Origin of the sequence: Halovibrio salipaludis, from assembly GCF_002286965.1 — a bacterium.
GTDB lineage: Bacteria > Pseudomonadota > Gammaproteobacteria > Pseudomonadales > Oleiphilaceae > Halospina > Halospina salipaludis.
In genome coordinates this window covers 842,397-859,191 of sequence record NZ_NSKD01000001.1, presented here as the reverse complement: position 1 = coordinate 859,191, position 16,795 = coordinate 842,397, and the positions used below count along the sequence as shown (strand labels likewise).

13 protein-coding genes and 1 riboswitch are annotated in these 16,795 nt (G+C 65.3%); of the genes, 1 reads left to right on the top strand and 12 read right to left on the bottom strand.

What is annotated here, in order from left to right:
- Nucleotides 1–2: 2 nt before the first annotated feature.
- The 8 genes from CK501_RS04160 to CK501_RS04125 all read right to left on the bottom strand — a co-directional run bounded on the left by CK501_RS04160 (nucleotide 3) and on the right by CK501_RS04125 (nucleotide 11,194).
- Nucleotides 3–1,313 (bottom strand): cobyrinate a,c-diamide synthase, encoded by a 1,311-nt coding sequence (locus tag CK501_RS04160; protein WP_095616440.1) that lies wholly within the window; start codon nucleotides 1,311–1,313, stop codon nucleotides 3–5.
- Between the two features lie 184 nt (nucleotides 1,314–1,497).
- Nucleotides 1,498–2,262, bottom strand: coding sequence for an ABC transporter ATP-binding protein (locus tag CK501_RS04155; RefSeq protein ID WP_095616439.1), 765 nt, complete (start codon nucleotides 2,260–2,262; stop codon nucleotides 1,498–1,500).
- Nucleotides 2,262–3,242 carry a FecCD family ABC transporter permease gene (locus tag CK501_RS04150; RefSeq protein WP_095616613.1) on the bottom strand — a complete coding sequence of 327 codons (981 nt, stop codon included), beginning with the start codon at nucleotides 3,240–3,242 and terminating at the stop codon, nucleotides 2,262–2,264. Before CK501_RS04150 ends, CK501_RS04155 begins: the two co-directional genes overlap by 1 nt.
- Nucleotides 3,243–3,270: 28 nt before the next feature.
- Complete coding sequence (locus CK501_RS04145) at nucleotides 3,271–4,161, bottom strand: cobalamin-binding protein (RefSeq protein ID WP_332888970.1); 891 nt, start codon at nucleotides 4,159–4,161, stop codon at nucleotides 3,271–3,273.
- The gene (locus CK501_RS04140) at nucleotides 4,158–4,460 is read right to left on the bottom strand and encodes a DUF2149 domain-containing protein (RefSeq protein WP_095616438.1); all 303 of its coding nucleotides are present in this window, start codon (nucleotides 4,458–4,460) and stop codon (nucleotides 4,158–4,160) included. Before CK501_RS04140 ends, CK501_RS04145 begins: the two co-directional genes overlap by 4 nt.
- Nucleotides 4,457–4,903 carry a MotA/TolQ/ExbB proton channel family protein gene (locus CK501_RS04135; protein ID WP_095616437.1) on the bottom strand — a complete coding sequence of 149 codons (447 nt, stop codon included), beginning with the start codon at nucleotides 4,901–4,903 and terminating at the stop codon, nucleotides 4,457–4,459. The genes CK501_RS04140 and CK501_RS04135 overlap by 4 nt, the downstream gene beginning before the upstream one ends.
- A 19-nt stretch (nucleotides 4,904–4,922) precedes the next feature.
- On the bottom strand, nucleotides 4,923–9,470 hold the full coding sequence (locus CK501_RS04130; RefSeq protein WP_095616436.1) for a cobaltochelatase subunit CobN: 4,548 nt from the start codon (nucleotides 9,468–9,470) through the stop codon (nucleotides 4,923–4,925).
- Nucleotides 9,467–11,194: a TonB-dependent receptor domain-containing protein gene (locus tag CK501_RS04125; protein WP_158223036.1), complete on the bottom strand. Its 1,728-nt coding sequence runs from the start codon at nucleotides 11,192–11,194 to the stop codon at nucleotides 9,467–9,469. The genes CK501_RS04130 and CK501_RS04125 overlap by 4 nt, the downstream gene beginning before the upstream one ends.
- Before the next feature lie 292 nt (nucleotides 11,195–11,486).
- Nucleotides 11,487–11,704, bottom strand: a riboswitch (cobalamin riboswitch).
- Between the two features lie 153 nt (nucleotides 11,705–11,857).
- Between CK501_RS04125 and CK501_RS04120 the strand changes: the two genes are divergently transcribed.
- Nucleotides 11,858–13,717, top strand: a complete 1,860-nt coding sequence (locus tag CK501_RS04120; protein ID WP_095616434.1) for a DUF3413 domain-containing protein — start codon at nucleotides 11,858–11,860, stop codon at nucleotides 13,715–13,717.
- On the opposite strand, the gene cobD is transcribed toward CK501_RS04120, so the two are convergent.
- Genes cobD through CK501_RS04100 form a run of 4 tightly spaced genes read right to left on the bottom strand, consistent with a single transcriptional unit; the run spans nucleotide 13,708 to nucleotide 16,680 of the window.
- Nucleotides 13,708–14,718 carry a threonine-phosphate decarboxylase CobD gene (cobD, locus tag CK501_RS04115; protein ID WP_198949373.1) on the bottom strand — a complete coding sequence of 337 codons (1,011 nt, stop codon included), beginning with the start codon at nucleotides 14,716–14,718 and terminating at the stop codon, nucleotides 13,708–13,710. The two genes, CK501_RS04120 and cobD, sit on opposite strands and share 10 nt — an antisense overlap.
- 3 nt (nucleotides 14,719–14,721) lie before the next feature.
- Entirely contained in the window at nucleotides 14,722–15,657 is a 936-nt protein-coding gene (cbiB, locus tag CK501_RS04110) for an adenosylcobinamide-phosphate synthase CbiB (protein WP_095616432.1), read from the bottom strand.
- On the bottom strand, nucleotides 15,657–15,971 hold the full coding sequence (locus CK501_RS04105; protein ID WP_095616431.1) for an AzlD family protein: 315 nt from the start codon (nucleotides 15,969–15,971) through the stop codon (nucleotides 15,657–15,659). The genes cbiB and CK501_RS04105 overlap by 1 nt, the downstream gene beginning before the upstream one ends.
- A complete protein-coding gene (locus CK501_RS04100; RefSeq protein ID WP_095616430.1) occupies nucleotides 15,958–16,680 on the bottom strand; it encodes an AzlC family ABC transporter permease in 723 nt (240 codons plus the stop codon). Before CK501_RS04100 ends, CK501_RS04105 begins: the two co-directional genes overlap by 14 nt.
- Nucleotides 16,681–16,795: the final 115 nt, after the last annotated feature.

Genomic DNA, 16,795 nt, shown 5'->3' with positions numbered 1-16,795 from the left:
AATCAGCCTTTGAACAGATCCGCCACCAGTTCCGGCGCGGTCGGGAAGTAGCCGTGGAAGTAGCTCGCTGTGAGTGATCCTACCCGGAACACGCGCTCGCCTTCACTGCCGTTTTTCTTGGTGGTTCGGCTGTCCGGTTCCACGTCCGTTTCGAGCTGGGAGTGGTGGAAGGTGTGGCCGCGGAGTTCGCCTTTTTCGGTGTTGAGGGCCTGGATGCCGAGGGCTATGCGTTTGGGGGCCATGGAGACGCGGCCGGGCATGAGGCCGTAGAGGCTGTGTTCGCGGCCGTCTGCGGGGTCGACGAGGGTTTCGGTGCAGGCCATTAGGCCGCCGCATTCGGCGTATATGGGTTTGCCGGCCTGGTGGTGGGCGCGGATGGCGGCTTTCATGGCGGTGTTGGCGGCCAGTTGTTCGCCGTGGAGCTCGGGGTAGCCGCCGGGCAGCCAGAGGGCGTCGGTGGCCGGGAGTTCTGAGTCTGCCAGCGGTGAGAAGAAGCTGAGTTCGGCGCCCATGGCTTCGAGCAGATCAACGTTGCCGGGGTAGATGAAGGCGAAGGCGGCGTCTTTGGCAATGGCGATGCGGTGGCCTTCGAGCAGGCGCGGCGGTGCCGTGGGGAGGCTCGCTTCAATGGTCACTTCACTGGGCAGTTGGTCGAGGCCGGCTTCCTTGAGGACCTCGGCGGCGGCGTCGAGCTGCTGGTCGAGGTTGGTGATCTCGTTGGCCTGGACGATGCCGAGGTGGCGGTCCGGGATGTCGAAGGATTCGCTGCGCGGGATGGCGCCGAGCAGGCTGATGTCCTCGGGCAGGCTCTCTTTGACCAGTTGGGCGTGGTAGCTGCTGCCGACGCGGTTGGCGATGACTTCGTGCACGGCGAGATCATCGCGGTAGCGGGCGAGGCCCAGGGCGATGGCGCCAAAGGTCTGGCCCATGGCGTTGGCACCGATCACGGGCAGCGCGGGGATGCCGCAGCTGACGGCCAGATCGGCGCTGCTGGGGTCGCCGTCGAACAGGCCCATGGAGCCTTCCACCAGAACGAGGTCGGCCTCCTGTGCGGCCTCGGCGAGGCGCCAGCGGATTTCATCGTCGCCGGTCATCCAGCCGTGGACCTGGTAGACGGGGTTGCCGGAGGCGCGCTCGAGGACCATGGGGTCCAGGTAATCGGGGCCGTGCTTGAAGACGCGCACGGTGCGGCCTTCGTTTTTATGCAGGCGCGCGAGGGCGGCGGTGACCATGGATTTGCCGTGGCCGGAGCCGGGGGCGACGATCATGGCGATGGGGGCGGTGCCGCTGATGGTTTTTCCTTGGTCTGACATATCAATATCTCTGGGTTTCTACCGGTGATGAATCAGGGGGGTTCTTTCCGGGAATCGCTATAAATCCATCCATGGACGCTGCGCGGTCGCCATTCATGGCGACCGAGCTTCCCTCCAAGAACCCCCCTGCTTCATCACTCCAACGCTTATCTATGAATAAAAACATCTAGCCCTCTCAAGCGTTTTAGGACGGCACGAATACCGGCGCCCCGTCCACTTCCGCCCAGGTCAGGGGCTGGCCGTAGAGTTGTTCCAGGGCTTGGGGCTTGAGCATGCTGTCGGCCTCGCCCCAGCAGGCTTCGCCGTCCGGGTACAGGAGCAGGAGGTGGTCGCACCAGCGGGCGGCGAGGTTGAGGTCGTGCAGGCAGAGGACGACGGTTCGCCCTGCCCTGGCCTGCCCGGACAGCAGGTTCATAACGGCGACCTGGTGGCGCAGATCCAGGTGGTTGGTGGGTTCGTCGGCAAGCCAGACGCTGGGCGACTGGGTCAGCGTGGTCGCCAGCGCCACGCGCTGGCGTTCACCGCCGGAGAGGGTGCTGACGGAGCGCTCGGCGAGGTCGCTGAGTTCCAGTTGTTCCAGAGCGTTTTCGGCCATTTCCAGGTCGTTTCCGCCTTCCAGCTGCCAGGGGGAGAGGAAGGGGTGGCGGCCGATGAGGGCGGTCTCGAGCACGGTGGCGGGGAAGCCGTCCTGGCGTTCCTGGAAGACGATGCCGAGCTGCTGCGCCACAGTGCCCCGGCGCAGGCGGCTGAGGCTGGTGCCGTCGAGCTGTATGTCCCCGGAGCGCGGGGGCTTGAGCCCGGCAAGGGTGTGCAGGAGCGTGCTCTTGCCGGCACCGTTGGGACCCAGAATGCCCCAGGTCTGGCCGGGTTCCATACGCAGGTTGAGCGCCCGGCCGTCCGGGCGCTCGGGGATGTCGATGACGAGGTCCTGCGTCTCGAGCACGGTCATCAGCGGCTCCGGTACAGCAGCACGAGGAAGGTCGGCACACCCAGCAGGGCCGTGATCACGCCCACGGGCAGCTGTTCCGGGGCGATGACAATGCGCGCGAGGGTGTCCGCAAGCGTGAGCAGTGCGCCGCCGGCCAGGGCGCAGGCCGGCAGGATAAGGCGTTGGTCGTTGCCCAGCACCAGCCGGAGCATGTGCGGCACCACCAGCCCCACGAAGCCGATGCTGCCGGCGGTGGTCACGGCCAGTGCGGTCAGCAGGCTGGCGAGCACGTAGATGGTCCATTCCAGCGGGCGCACGGCCACGCCCAGTGCCGCCGCCTGCAGCGGGCCGCGCGCGAGGACGTTGAGGCTGCGCCCGAGGGGAATCACCAGCAAGCAGACCAGCGCCAGCGTGATCAACGCCGGCCAGGGGGTCTGCGCGTAGGTAAGGTCGCCCATGAGCCAGTAGAGCATGCCCGGGAGTTTGTCCGTCGGGCCGATGGCCAGCATCAGTGTGATGACCGCGCCCCAGCCTGAGGCGACCACGATGCCGGTGAGCAGCAGCCGTGCGGGCGTCCAGCTGCCGGTGCCGTGGGCGAGGCCGAAGACCAGGAAGGTGGACAGCAGCGCGCCGGCGAAGGCGGAACCGGAGAGCACGGCGGTGCCGGTTCCGGCGAGCATGGCGGCGAGCGCGCCCACGGAGGCGCCGCCGGAGACGCCGAGCACGTACGGGTCCGCCAGCGGGTTGCGCAGCAGGATCTGCATCAGCGCCCCGGCCACCGCCAGCAGACCGCCGGTGGCGAACCCGGCCAGCGCACGCGGGGCGCGCAGCTCGAAGATGAGGGTTCGGTGCAGCTCACTGCCCTCGCCCAGGATCACCGCCCAGAACTCGCCGGGCGCGATGGTCACGCTGCCGATAGCCACGGCCAGCATCAGCGCCAGCACCCCGAGAAGCGCCAGCCACACCAGCGGCAGGAAGGGGCGCCAGGCGGAAATGGCCATGGAGGCGTTGGCCCGGTGCGCGATGGCCTCAGCGGCGTTCACGGGCCGTCTCCAGTTTCTCGCACAGGGTCGCGCCGCCTTCGAGCAGCCGTGGCGTCGGCCGCTGCAGGGTCGACGGGGGCACGAAGAAGAGATTGCCCCGTTCAGTGGCGGTCAGTGAGTCATACTCCTTCCATTCCTCAAGCCAGTCACGGTTCTCCTCTCCCATGCCGCCTGCCACGATGGCCTCCGGGTTCCTGGACAGAACGGACTCCCGGTCGATGCGTGGCACCAGACGATCGAGCTCCGAATAGACGTTCTCGCCACCACACAGTTCAATCACTTCGTGGATGAAGTGCTCGCCGTTAACGGTCATCAGCGGCTGGTCCCAGACCTGGTAGAACACCGGCACCGGAGCGGCATCACCGTATTCATCACGCAGCGACTCGATCCCGGCGCGGAACCGGTCGGCTTCCCTGTGGCCCACCTCTTCGGTACCCGCCAGGGTTGAGAGGCGCTCGATGGCACTGGCGATGCCCTTGAAATCCCTGGGTTCGAGGTAGTACAGGGTGAGGTCCAGCTCTTCCAGCCGCTCGGTCTGTTCCTTGGGGTTTCCGGTCACCCAGACAATCACCAGGTCCGGCGACAGGCTCAGGATCCGCTCGACATCGAGCCGCTTGAGGCTGCCGATGATGGGCAGTTCCTTCGCCGCCTCGGGGTAGTCGCTGTAGTTGACCACGCCGGCCACGTCGTCCCCGGCACCGGCGGCGAAGAGCAGTTCTGTGGCGCCGGGCGAGAGGCTGATGATGCGTTCAGCGGGGTTGTCCAGGCAGACGTCCTTCCCGCGATCATCCGTGGCACAGACTTGCGCGTGGGCCATCGTGGTGGCGGCCAGGAAGAGAACGGCGATGGCAGTAAGTCGGTGCAGCTGCCGGATCACTGGCTGTTCCCCTTATCGATCATGATCATGCGCCCGGTTTCCGGGTCCTGATAGACCTGGCCCATGGGCTGGAAGCCCTCGCCGGATTCGCCGGCGCCCTCGGGCAGTTCCGGCATCTCGCGGCCCGCCTCCACGTCCACGCCGCTCTGCTGCGGGTCGTTGGCCCTTTCGGACGCGGCCAGCGCCACCATCAGGCCCACGGCGAACACGAGCATGATATCAGCCAGGTTCGCCAGCGGCCCCATGGGGTCTTCGTCGGTGACATCGAAACGGCTGCGGCGGTACTCCGGCACACTCATGCGCTGGCCTCCTCCAGCTTTGCCATGGCGCCATCGTACCAGCGGCGGCGCATGCGCCCGAGCAGGAAGCCGATGATGCCGGCGAGCAGGCCGAGGACGGTGGTGTTGAAGGCCACGGTCACCGCCTCCGCCAGCACGTCCAGCTCACCGCGCCCGAGCGCGGCAAGGCCCGGGCCGAGCGGGATCAGGGTGCCCATGAGGCCCATCATGGGGCCAACACGGGCGATCAGGTCGGCGCGGTCGATGCGGCGCTGGGCGCGCGCGGCGAGGGAGTCGGCATCGCCACGTTCGATCATGCGGCGCAGGCCGCCGGTGCGTTCACCAATGGCCAGACCGGTTTCCCAGAGCGCCAGGGCGATCAGCGCCAGCAGCGCGATGATCACCGGCTCCAGGAGGAAGCTCACCATGGAATCCATGATGTCGAGGGTTGCGGATGTAAACATTGCGTGCCTCCTTCAGGCCTTATGACAGGCGTCGACCGGCGACGACACCACCACCGAGAAGCAGCAGAACGCCACCGCCGATGAACCACGGAAGCAGGACCGGCCCGCCTTCGGCGGAGGCCTGCTCTTCTTCGGCCTTATCGGACTCTTTGCCTTTTTCCTTTTCCGATTGGTCCTGGGACTGTTCAGCGGCTTCCTGCTGCTGTGGTTTCTGTTTCATGCTGACTTCGCGCATGCTTACCGGCTGGGCCTTGGATTCCGGCGCTTCCATGCGGGCGGAGTCGAGGACGGCCTTGAAGTCTTCCTTGAGTTCGGAGTCGCTCAGCTGCTCAGCCACCCACTGCATGGTGGGGTGGTCCGGGCGGGTATGGCCACTGCCGGGGAGGCCGTTCTCGACGACGAGCTGGGCGAAGTCCTGCCGCTGTTGTTGCAGGGTTTCCTCGCTGGGTTCCCAGAAGCCGCGGTGGGCAGCGACGAGGGTGATGGCCTGCATGTGGGTTTTGACGTGGACGTTGTGGTCCTTTTCGAGGAACTCGTCCATGCCCAGATCGTGCTTATCCTCGAAGTAGACGTCGTGGACGTCGTCCCAGACGTCCGAGTTGATGACGTCCGGGCTGGTGACCTGCCAGCCCCAGAGGTTGTCCATGAAATCGGCGGACATGGTGCGCGCACCGGCATAGCCCTGTTCCATGAGCGGCTTGAGCCACTGCGGATTCAGGTTCTGGCCGCGCAGTTCGCTGAGCAGCGCCTGTTGCAGGGACTCGACTCGGGGGTTGTCCGGGTCGGCGTGCATGAGGACGCGGTTGTCCGGCGTCTGACCGGTTTCGTGTTCCACCGCCATGGAGAGGCCGCCCTGGAAGTCGAAACCGTCGTCGTTGTCCAGCAGGCCGTAGACGTGACTGGCGCGGCCGAGGTAGGTGCGGCCGACGTTATCCAGGCGGTCCTTGAAGGCGTCGTGCGCGGCGCGGCCGCCCTGTTTGTCACCGCCGAAGGCGTAGCCCATGCGGCGGGTATAGGCGTCGGCGACCTTGCCGCGGTCGTCCCAGGCGCCGGAGCGGTCAGCGAGGCGATTGACGCCGGCACCATAGGAGCCGGGAGCGGTGCCGAAGACGCGCAGGGCGGCATCGGAACCGGCTTTCTCAGCGTCGGCGCCGTTGGCCAGCATGGCCTTGGTGTCCGCGACCCAGCGGGCGGCGACGTCGTTTTTCGCGAGGCTCTCATTGCCGGGGTCGCGCATGTCCTCGGGCAGCGGTTCGATCGCCGCTTCCAGAGCACGGTCCAGCTGCGGATGCTTGCTCATGATGGTGTTGTAGGCCCCATCCAGCGCCAGCCTTGTGGCGTGGTCGAGCAGCACGAGCTGGTCCTCGTAGAGGTCCCGAAACAGGCCTGAGGTGGTGAAGAGCGCGTCGCGGCGCCGGCTACGGTCTTCCAGTGGCATCCGCTCAAGACCTTCCACAATGCCCCGGGAGTTCCAGTCCGGCTTGATGCCGAGCATGTCCAGGCCAAAGGCGATCATCACGCCTTCATCACGGACGGTGTCCGAGGCCCAGAGGACGATGGCTTCACTGCCCTCGGCCTTGGGGTCGCCCTTGTTGCGGGCGTCCTTCGCCATGTCCGCGCCCAGGGACCAGGCGACGCGGGTCGGGACCAGGTCGCTGGAAAGGGCGTGGAAGTTGCGACCGGTGGGCAGCACTTCCGGGGTGCGCACGGGGTCGTTGCCCTGGCCCGGCGGTACGAACTGACCGTCCAGGCCGGCGAGCAGGTGCGCCATCTCCTCACCGGGCGAGGCCTCGAGTTTCTCGCGCCACTCGGACTTGGGGTCCTCGTCGTCACCGGCCATGGAGTTGAGCATGGTGTCGATGCCTTCCTGCTCCCAGTCACGCCCGAAGACGTGCAGGCCCAGGGGCATGAAGCTCTCCTGCATGTTGGTCAGGTAATGGCCCACCTCATGCACCAGGAGTTCGTCGTCCACGTCTTCCAGGTGGACGGTTTCCTCGTGCTCGTCGTGGTGGTGCTCGTGGCCGTGTTCATCACCATCGTCATGCTCGTGCTCATGCGCATGGTCATCGGCATGGTCGCCACCCTCTTCCGGGTGTTTCTCGTCCCCATGCTCGTGATGGTGCTCTTTCTCGGCGTGCTCGCTGTGTTCCTCGCCGTGCTCGGCCTCGTGGCCTTCTTCCTCCTCGCCATGGTGGTGCCCTTCGGCGAGCTCCTTCTCGATGTCCTGGACCATATCCAGTTCGTCGATGCGCTCACGCAGGGTTTTCACGGCACGGTCGCGGGCGGAGGAATCAGGATCGTTGGAGGATTCCCAGGTTTCCACCAGCTGGCGCAGTTCCAGCAGGTTGTCGTAGAGCTTGGTGGTTTCCAGCGGCGGTGTCAGGTGACTGATCATCACGCCCATGGCGCGGCGCTTGGCCTGGATGCCCTCGCCCACCCCGTCAACAATGTAGGGGTAGATGAGCGGCAGGTCCTTGCCCAGCAGTTCCGGGTAGTCGTCCTCGGCCAGGCCGGCACGGCGCCGTGGCAGGAATTCACGCGTGGAGTGACGGCCCAGGTAGACCATCGCGTCCGCGTTGAAGTCCTTGCGCAGCCACTGGTAGAAGCCGACGTACTGGTGCGTGGGCGGGAAGGTGGTGTTGGCGTGCAGCAGTTCCTCGCTGACTTCCCAGCCACGCGGGGGCTGCGGGCCAATAAAGACGTTGCCGAAGTGGATGCCGGGGAACAGCATCTCGCCCTCGTGGACCATGGAGCGCCCCGGCGCTTCGCCCCAGCCGGAGAGACCGGGAATGCCGGTGCGCACCAGGGCATCGCGGATGCGGGTAACCTGCTCGATGGAGCCGGATTCATCGCGGAGCACGTCCCGCCAGCCGGTCTGGTACTGGTCGAGCAGGTCCAGGGCGCGCTGGGTGGCATCGTGCTCGTAGTTGCGCAGCATGTGGCGCAGGTCTTTCACACCGCTCTTGAGCAGGTCGTTGCCGAGCTTTGTGTGGCCGTTGCTGGCGGCGTTCTTGAGCTGCGCGTGCAGGTAGCCCACGGGGCCGTTCTCCATTTCCGCCTGGACGGCTTCGGGCATGGCCTTGAAGCGCTCCAGGTAGGTTTCCTTACTGATGGAGGGGACCTTGCCGACCAGGTCTTCCAGCCCGGACTGCTGGTCCGGCAGGTTCACGCCCCGTTCCTGGATCTGGTCCAGCAGTGCTTCCGGGGACTCGGGCAGTTCGCCGGTGTCATAACCCGCGGCCTTGAGCTGTTGCAGGATCTCGAACAGGGATTCGGGGACGTTGAGCTTGTCCGCGCCGATGTTCTGCCGGCCCGGAGGATGGTTGTAATAGACCAGGGCAACGCGCTTGTCCGAGTTGTCCTTCTGCTGGAGGGTGACCCAGCGGTTCATGCGGTCGGCCAGGGAATTGACCCGCTCCGTGACCGGGCGCGTGAACTTGAGCTTGACGCCCGTAAGCTCGTCTATGCGCGGTTTCTCCGCCACGGCCAGCACCATGGGCTGGCTGATGCCCTGGAGTTCGGGCATGGCAAGCTGGTAGTGAACCGCGTCCCAGGGCAGGCCCTCGTCGGAGAGCAGCCATTCCGGCTCGGTCAGCTTTGACAGGCGCATACCCTTGATCACGGGCACGTCCAGGTCCTCGAATGCCTTGGTGACGGCCCGGCGGCCATCGCCCCCACCCACGGTAAAGTACTGGAGGCTGACGATGCCGGACAGGGTCGCGGGTTTGATGCGATCCTCCAGCGTCTCCACCGCTTCCACACTGGCACCGCCCCAGCGGGCCAGGATAGTAAAGCACTGGATGCCGCGCTCTTCCATCTGTTCGCAGGCGGCATCGAGCAGATCCCGGTCGCCCGGGCGGTCGCCGGAGTCCAGGTCCAGAAGAGCCACGGCCGGTCCCTCGTCGAGATTAAGGGAATCCGGATCGGCACTGGCTTCGCCATCCCGGTAGTACCGGATGGGCTCGCGGGGTTTGGGTTCCGGCACCTCGATGTCGTGCCCGGCCTGGGCCAGGACCCAGCGGAAGAGGCCGTCCATGTGTTCAGGGCTGCGGCCCTGGTAGAAGGCGCGGCCGGTGAGCCATTGCGCCTGTTCCGGGTACTGGTCGCGCCGTTCTTCCAGATGCGCCGCAGGGTCTTCCCCGGGTTCGGGGTTGGCGACCATCTCGTTGATCTCTTTATCCGAGAGCGGTTCCAGGACGCGCTCGCCCCCGAGCCGGGAAAGGCGGGTGATGCCCCGCTTACTGTTCATGGCCATGATGGGCACATCGGCACCCGGCCCCTGATCCCGGACCAACCGGCGAATGCGACCGGACTCCTCGCCAAAGACAGCGGCAAGCACCAGCGCATCCGCGTCCGCCCAGAGGCGAGTCACCTGTTCGTCGGAAAGATCCTTCAGCTGTTCGGGCGTGCGGAGCACGATCTCATGCTCCGGGAACGCCTCAAGGTGCTTCTCGGCGCCCGCCGCCATTTCGGCGGAGGAGCGGTCGGAGACGATGCCGACGATGGTGGCGGCCTGAGCCAGAAGCGGGAACAGCACGCCTGCGAGAATCAGGACAGCTGCTCTCATCGACCCGGCTCCCAGCTGATGCCAACGAAGCCAGCCACGTCCTGAGTGTTGTAGGTATCCGCCAGCTGGTATTCCTTGTTGGTGAGGTTCTCGATCCGGGCCTCCAGCCGGATTCCGGATTCCAGCCTGCGGGTGGCGGCCAGGTTGATAATGCCGTAACCCGGCAACGTTCGACTGCGATCCGGCCGTTCACTGGCTACCTTCCCCTCCAGGGTCACGCGTGTGCGCGCATCCAGGTTATGACCCAGAATCAGGCTGGCTTTCTCATCCGGGCGCCGCAGAAGACGCTCGCCACTCTGACGGTTCTCGGCACGCTGGAAGGTGGCACTCAGGGTCATGTCCCAGCCTTTGAGGGAGCGTCCGTATTCAGCTTCGACGCCCCGGATCTCCGCCTCATTCACGTTCACCGCCTGAGAATTCTGGCCCTGGTAGGCAATGAGATCATCAATCCGGGTGACGAAGACGTTGAGAGCGGCTTTCTCATTGCCACTGTCCTGATAGCGTAGCCCTATCTCAGCGCTGCGGGACTCCTCGGGATCCAGTTCAGGATTGCCTGCATACGCTCCCCCAAAGGAAGGCAGCCCAGGACTGTAGAGTTCGTTCGCACTGGGGGCCTTGAAAGCGGTTCCGGCCGAGGTTCGGATCCGGACACGATCACTGAGCGGCACCGCGCCGGCCAGCTGCCAGGTGGTCTTGCTGCCGAAATCCCGGTTGTCGTCATGGCGGACCGAGGCTTCCGCGTCCAGCACCGGATAGGCACCGCGCCAGAGCCCGAAGACCCCGACGTTGCCGAGCGTCTCATCAAAGTCTTCGGTACCGGCGACTCGATCCTCCGACAGGACCTTCTCTTCCCGGAAATCCGCGCCGAACTGCAGGGTCTGGGCCTGTGTCAGGCTGAGGTCGTGGCGCCAGTCGACGGAACTCCGCCGGGTCCGGATCCGGTCGTGCTGGTCATCACTGCGCCCCCCGAAATCTTCCGTCTGGTCTTCGGAGTAACCAACTCCGAGTTCATGCGACCACGCACTCCCCAGGGACTGCTCCAGCGACACCCGTGTCGCCACATTGCGGGTTTCCTGGAGGCCGGTTTCGGAACTCACGGTGTTGTACTCCACATCACCATCATTGGCCCAGAAACGCGCATTGAGCTGTGTACCATCGCTGATCGGAGCCTTGAAGTAACCAGAGGCGTTACGGCTCCGGTATCCATGGTCTTCCTGAACACCCGCCCCTTCCTCCTGGGACGGAAAACCGTCGCTCCTCTCGTACCCAACGTTGACCCCATAGCGGACGTCGTCGCCGCCACCAAAACCGGCTTCCACGCGCCGGTTGCCATCGCTACCGGCAACCGCGCGCAGGCGGGGACCATCAAGTTCGCGCGTAAAGACCTGGATCACCCCGCCGATCGCATCCGAACCGTAAAGGCTTGCACGGGGCCCACGGACCACCTCCATGCGCTGGATCTGGGCCGGCGACAGACTCCGCCACGAAAACTGGCCGGTGGTAGCGGAAGCTGCGCGCATGCCGTCAACCAGAACCAGCGTATGATCGGACTCGGTACCCCGAAGGAAGACGCTGTTATTGCCGCCACGGCCGCCATTGCGGGTCACGTCCACACCGGTTTCGGTACGCAGCAGGTCGAAGGATGACTGGGGCTGGCGCTCATCAATCGCATCGCGGTCAATGACCGAAACCGCCGACAGGGCTTCATCAGCGGTCTCTGTCATCCGGGAAGAGGTAACGACTAGCGGATTAAGTTCCAGAGAGGAAACCTGAGTGGTCCCATCAGCGGTCTGAGCCGTAGATAGGGATGCAGAAAGACTGATTGCAGCTGCCAGAGGCAGAATGGCCTGACGTTGGTTCATGGTGTAACTCCCTGTTGCCTGCTGCGCTTCCCCGCACAGCATTGCTGGACGCGTCGCGGGGGCAGACTCAGGGTGACAGGCGGCGGAAGGTTGAAGAGTGCGCGGTGTGATCCGCGGGGGAAGATCCGGCCGGCCTGTCGTTGCCCTCCGCAACGCATGGCGATCCCTTCAGGCCGGTCTACGGGCTGATGAGCGGATGCCCATGGCATCCCCAGCGACCGCCTTCCCATGCTTCTCCGGCACAGTGGCGTGATGGCCGCCTTTGACTCAATCACCGTTGCGGGGGCAGCGCCGGCCTTGCTGCGTCATACAGCTCACCGGCTTCCCGTTTCATCCCTGCAATGCAGGGACACCTGAAAGCGGATCGAACCGTAGCAAGGCCCCATCAGCAGGTCAACTCGGGCAGGGACAGCCATGACCGAGCGATACGCAGGGAAACTACGGATGGAGCGGCGTTGGGCTGCATGACAATTGAAGCTATCATGGAAGAACTCCCGATAAACCCAACCTATCAGGCGAAGGCATTTGAAGAACGCTCAACTCAAAGGTCTCGGTCAGAGACTGAACTGGACCGGCTGGTTCCTGCTCATCAATGGTGCGCTTGCGCTCCTGGTGGGGCTGCGCTACCTGCCATGGATCAGCATCCCGGACGGGGCTACGGGCGCCTATGTAACCCTTCTCTACCTGGCGCAGTTCCCGCTTCTGGCCCTGGTCGCCGGTCTGCCCCTGCTGGTGATTGGCCTGATTCCCAGCCGGAAGGTACTGATCACACTGGGCGCACTCTATGCCACCAGCGCGCTGGGGCTGCTTCTGATCGACACCGTGACCTATGCCCAGTTCCGCTTCCATCTTTCCGGCTTTGTACTCGACATGGCTCTCAAGGGCGGCACCCAGGTCTTCTCCTTCCCCTGGCAGATGTGGGCCATGGCGGGTGGCACAGCGCTCGGCCTGCTCCTGCTGGAGCTTGTCATCGGGGGTCTTCTGGCCAGGCGCCGTCCCAGAGCCCGCTGGCTGGCCCTTGGCATCGCCACCATCTTCGCCGGTCAGCTGACGGTCCACAGCTGGCATGCCTGGGCGGATGCCAACCACGACAGCCGGATCACCTCCACGAGCCGGGCTGTGCCGCTCTATTACGGCGCCACCGCCAAGCGTTTCATGGAAAAGAACGGCCTTGTGGATACGGAGGCGGTGCAGAAAAGCAATGCCACACGCGCACTCTCCAGCAACAACAGCGGTGGACAGCTGGACTACCCGACGCAGCCCCTCTCCTGCGAGACGCCGGCCCAGCGCCCCAATGTGCTGATCATTGCAATCGACGGAGCCCGCGGGGACATGGTTGAGTCATCCTGGATGCCCAATATCGACGCCTTTGCCGAGAACAGCCTCCAGTTCACAGACCATTATTCCAACGGCAACGCCACCAAGCCCGGCATCTTCACGCTCTTCTATTCCCTGCCGGGCGGCTACTGGGACGCCTTCACCAGCGAAAAACGTCCGCCTGTCATGATCACCCGCATGCAGGAACTGGATTACGAGATGAAGATCCTGGGCTCCGCCCCGCTGATCAGCCCGGCCTTCAACAAGAACGTCTTTGCCTCCGTGGATGACCTGAGGCTTGAAACCCCTGGTGAGAAACCCTGGGATCGGGACATCCGCATAACCGAGGACTGGCTGGCGTTTACCGAGCAGCGCGGCAAGGCCGGTGACAGGTCCCCCTTTTTCGGATTCCTGTTCTACGACACCCCGCACAACCACCGGGTTCCGGATGATTACCCGGTGAAATTCCAGCCCTACTGGGACCCCGTGAACAAGCTGGCCCTGGGGCCGGATTTCAACCCGGAACTGATGCGCAACAACTACAAATCCACCCTGCACTTCGTGGATCACCAGGTCAGTCGTGTGCTCTCGGATCTCAGGGAGCGGGAGCTGCTTGAGTCCACCATCGTCATGATCACGGGAGACCATGGCCAGGAGTTCAACGACTACGGGAAGAATTACTGGGGCCATGGCAGCAACTTCGGTCAGTACCAGCTGCATGTGCCGATGATCGTTCACTGGCCCGGACGTGGGAGCGGCACCATCGAGTACCGTACGGAAAACTTCGATGTGGCGCCGACGTTCATGGGAGAGGCCCTGGGGTGTGGAGCCACGGACCCGACGCAATACGCCACCGGCAACGGTCTCTTCCAGCGCCGGCAGCGGGACTGGAGCATCGCGCACAGCTACATGGACTACGCCGTCCTGCTGGATGAGCACCACATCGTGCAGCACGCCTCAGGCCAGGTCGAAACCCTGAATGACGACCTTGAGTCGGCACCGGCGTTCACACCTGAACCCGCAGTCGTCCAGTCCGTGCTCAGGGAGATGTCCCGGTTCTACCGGTAGCCGCCCTGACTCCCCGGCATTGCGGCCAGGGCGTTCTCAAGGTGCTGCCATTCGGCTTCCGGGCCGGGCAGACCAAAGCGCAGCGCCGGGGGTGACTCGAAAACACGCACCAGCACCGCCTGCTCCGCCAGGGCGTCCGCCACCCGCCGGGCATTGTCGTGGGGGCAGTACATGAACAGCGGGGTCCCGCCCTGCGGGGCCAGGCCAGCCGCCCGGAGCATTCCGGCAAGGCGGTCACTGTCGGCCCTGAGCCGCTCGGCCGCTGCCTTCTGCCACCCGGTATCCGCCAGCGCCCGCTGCATCAGGTAGCGGGCCGGATGACTGACCGACCAGGGGCCCAGCATGTCGCCAAGCTGATCACAGAGCGCCCCGGGCCCGAACACCAACCCGGCACGCAGGCCCGCCAGGCCAAAGAACTTACCCAGTGAGCGGTACACCACCAGGCCCTCACGCCCCGTTTCCGGGACCAGGGTCTGAGCCGGCTCCGCATCAATAAAGGCCTCGTCCACCACGAGCCAGCCCCCATGGGCCACAAGGCGTTTGTGGCTTGCCAGCAGGCGGTTCGCTGTCACGGTTTCACCCGTGGGGTTATTGGGGTTGATCCAGACCAGGGCGTCCAGTCCGGCAAGGGCCTCGTCCGAAGGGAAAGCACTGAAGGGCACCACTTCATGGCCGGCGGCGCGCCACCCCTCGGCATGTTCCACGTAGGCCGGTTCCGGTACCCCGATTCGGCCAGGCCTGCGTAAGCGGGGAAGCGCCTGGATCGCCGCCTGGGTCCCCGCCACGGGGAGGCAGCCTGCGCTTGCTGGTGCGCCGGCCCAGCGTCGGGCGAGTGCCGGCAGGCCATCATCGTCTTCCGGGAGGCGCTGCCAGACCTCTACCGGCAGCTCGGGCACCGGCCAGGGGCGAGGGTTGATGCCAGTGGAGAGATCCAGCCACTGCTCCAGCGGAATCCCCCAGTCGCGCGCCGCCTGGTTCAACCGACCCCCGTGTGTTGCCACCACTTACAGCACTCCCCGATTCAGGACTTCCACCAGCACCGTGACCCCCCCCGCCACAAGCATCCACAGCACGAGACTGCGCTGGATCAGAGTGATGGCCGATGGAATGGTCAGGGCGTCCGCAGGCTCGCCATGGCCAAGCAGCGGCCGCTCACGCCAACCGTCATGATAGGGCGCACGCCCGCCAAGCCGCACGCCCAGCGCGCCCGCACCCGCTGCCATTACAGGACCGGCATTGGGGCTTTCCCATGCCCGCGCCTGGGTTCTCCAGCACCTCAGTGCCATCCGCGTGCGGCCCGCCAGCGCGTACCCCAGCGCGGTCAGCCGTGCCGGAACCCAGTTCAGGACATCGTCCAGCCGGGCCGCCACCCGGCCAAAGCGGTTGAAGCGGTCGCTGCGGTAGCCCCACATGGCGTCCAGTGTATTCACGGCCCGATGCAGCAGCAGCCCCGGAAGACCGGCGACCAGGAACCAGAAGAGGCTCGCGAAGATCGCATCCGCGCCGTTTTCCAGCAGGGATTCCGTCGTAGCCTTGGCGATGGCTTCTTCGCCCAGCCCCCGGGTATTGCGGCTGACGATCATGCCCACGCGCTCACGGGCCGTCTCCAGATCCTCGTCCATCAGTGGCTGGTAGACCGCCATACCGTGCTCCGCCAGACTGCTGTGGCCGATGCAGACCCACAGAAGAATCACCGCCACGACCAGCCCATAGGGCCACGGCAGCGCCGACGCCACCAGGGCAACGCCGATCACCGGCAGAACCACCAGCACGGTTGCCAGCCCGCCAGCCAGGATGCCCCCCTGCCCGGCAGGATTCAGCGCGGCTTCAATGCGGTCCGCATACCAGCCCAGGCCCACCAGTGGATGCCACCGGCGGGGTTCGCCCACCAGAAAATCCAGGACGAGGGCCAGCAGGCAGGCCAGAAGCGCCACTGCCATCACAGAAACTGCCGCACCAGCGCTGCCGCCACGAACCCGGCGCCGATGGCCGGCAGGGAGCGGCCCGTGGCAACCATGATCACCGCCGTGGTCAGCAGCGCCGCCTTGGCACCCAGATCCCCGGCGAAGGCCATGGGCACGACAATGGCAATCAGCACGGAGCTGGCCATGGCATTGATGAAGCTCTCCACCCGGCGGCTCAGGGGGACCCGTGCCATCAGGAAGGCACCCCCGAAACGGGTCGCCAGTGTGACCAGCGTCATGACCAGGATGATGGCCAGGATACCGAGGGTTGTGGTCTCAATACTGGTCATGGGAAGGCTCCAGCCAGAACAGTCCCACCACGCCGCCGGCCAGCGCGCCCACGATCACGTGGGTATGCGGCGGCAGCCACCGCCAGGCGAGCACCGCCGAGATGCCCGCCACAGTCCATGCCACCAGGATCCGGCGTGATTTCGGCCCGCCCAGTGCCATGGTCAACAGGAAGCACCCCAGCACCATATCCAGCCCGAAGGCTTCCGGGTTCTGAACAAGCCCGCCGAAATAGCCACCGAAGAGGGTACCCGCCACCCAGGCCATCCACAGCACCAGACCACCACCGAGGATGGCTTCAAGGTTCTCGCGCCCGGCCTGGTACTGCTGGAAGGAACGCGCCCAGTTGGCGTCGGTCAGCACCAGCAGGATGCCGTAGCGCCGCGCCGGCGGGAGCTTCCGGAGCACGGGGTAGAGCGAGGCGCCCATGAGGATGTGACGGGAGTTGATGGCCAGTACAATGGCGACCAGGGGGATCAGCGAGACCTCCTGCCCCCAGAGCCCCAGAGCCGCGAACTGGGCGGCACCGGCGAAGACCGTGACACTCATCAGGCCTGCCTGCCACGGCAGCAGCCCCGCCTGCCCGGCCGCCAGACCGAACGCGATACCGAACACGGTTACAAAAACCGCAATGGGCAATAACTGGAAGAACTCGGCTTTCACCTGATCGGGGTTGAGCCGATAGGTGTCCGTCTTCGCGTCAGTGGCCATGAGGTGTCCCGGGCAATCGGATGGATCGAACGGGGATTCTATAGCCCGGACAGTGCCCGGTAAAGGCGCCACCCTGGCACTCCCTCGGTCTTCGGAGTAAGGTGCACCCATTTCA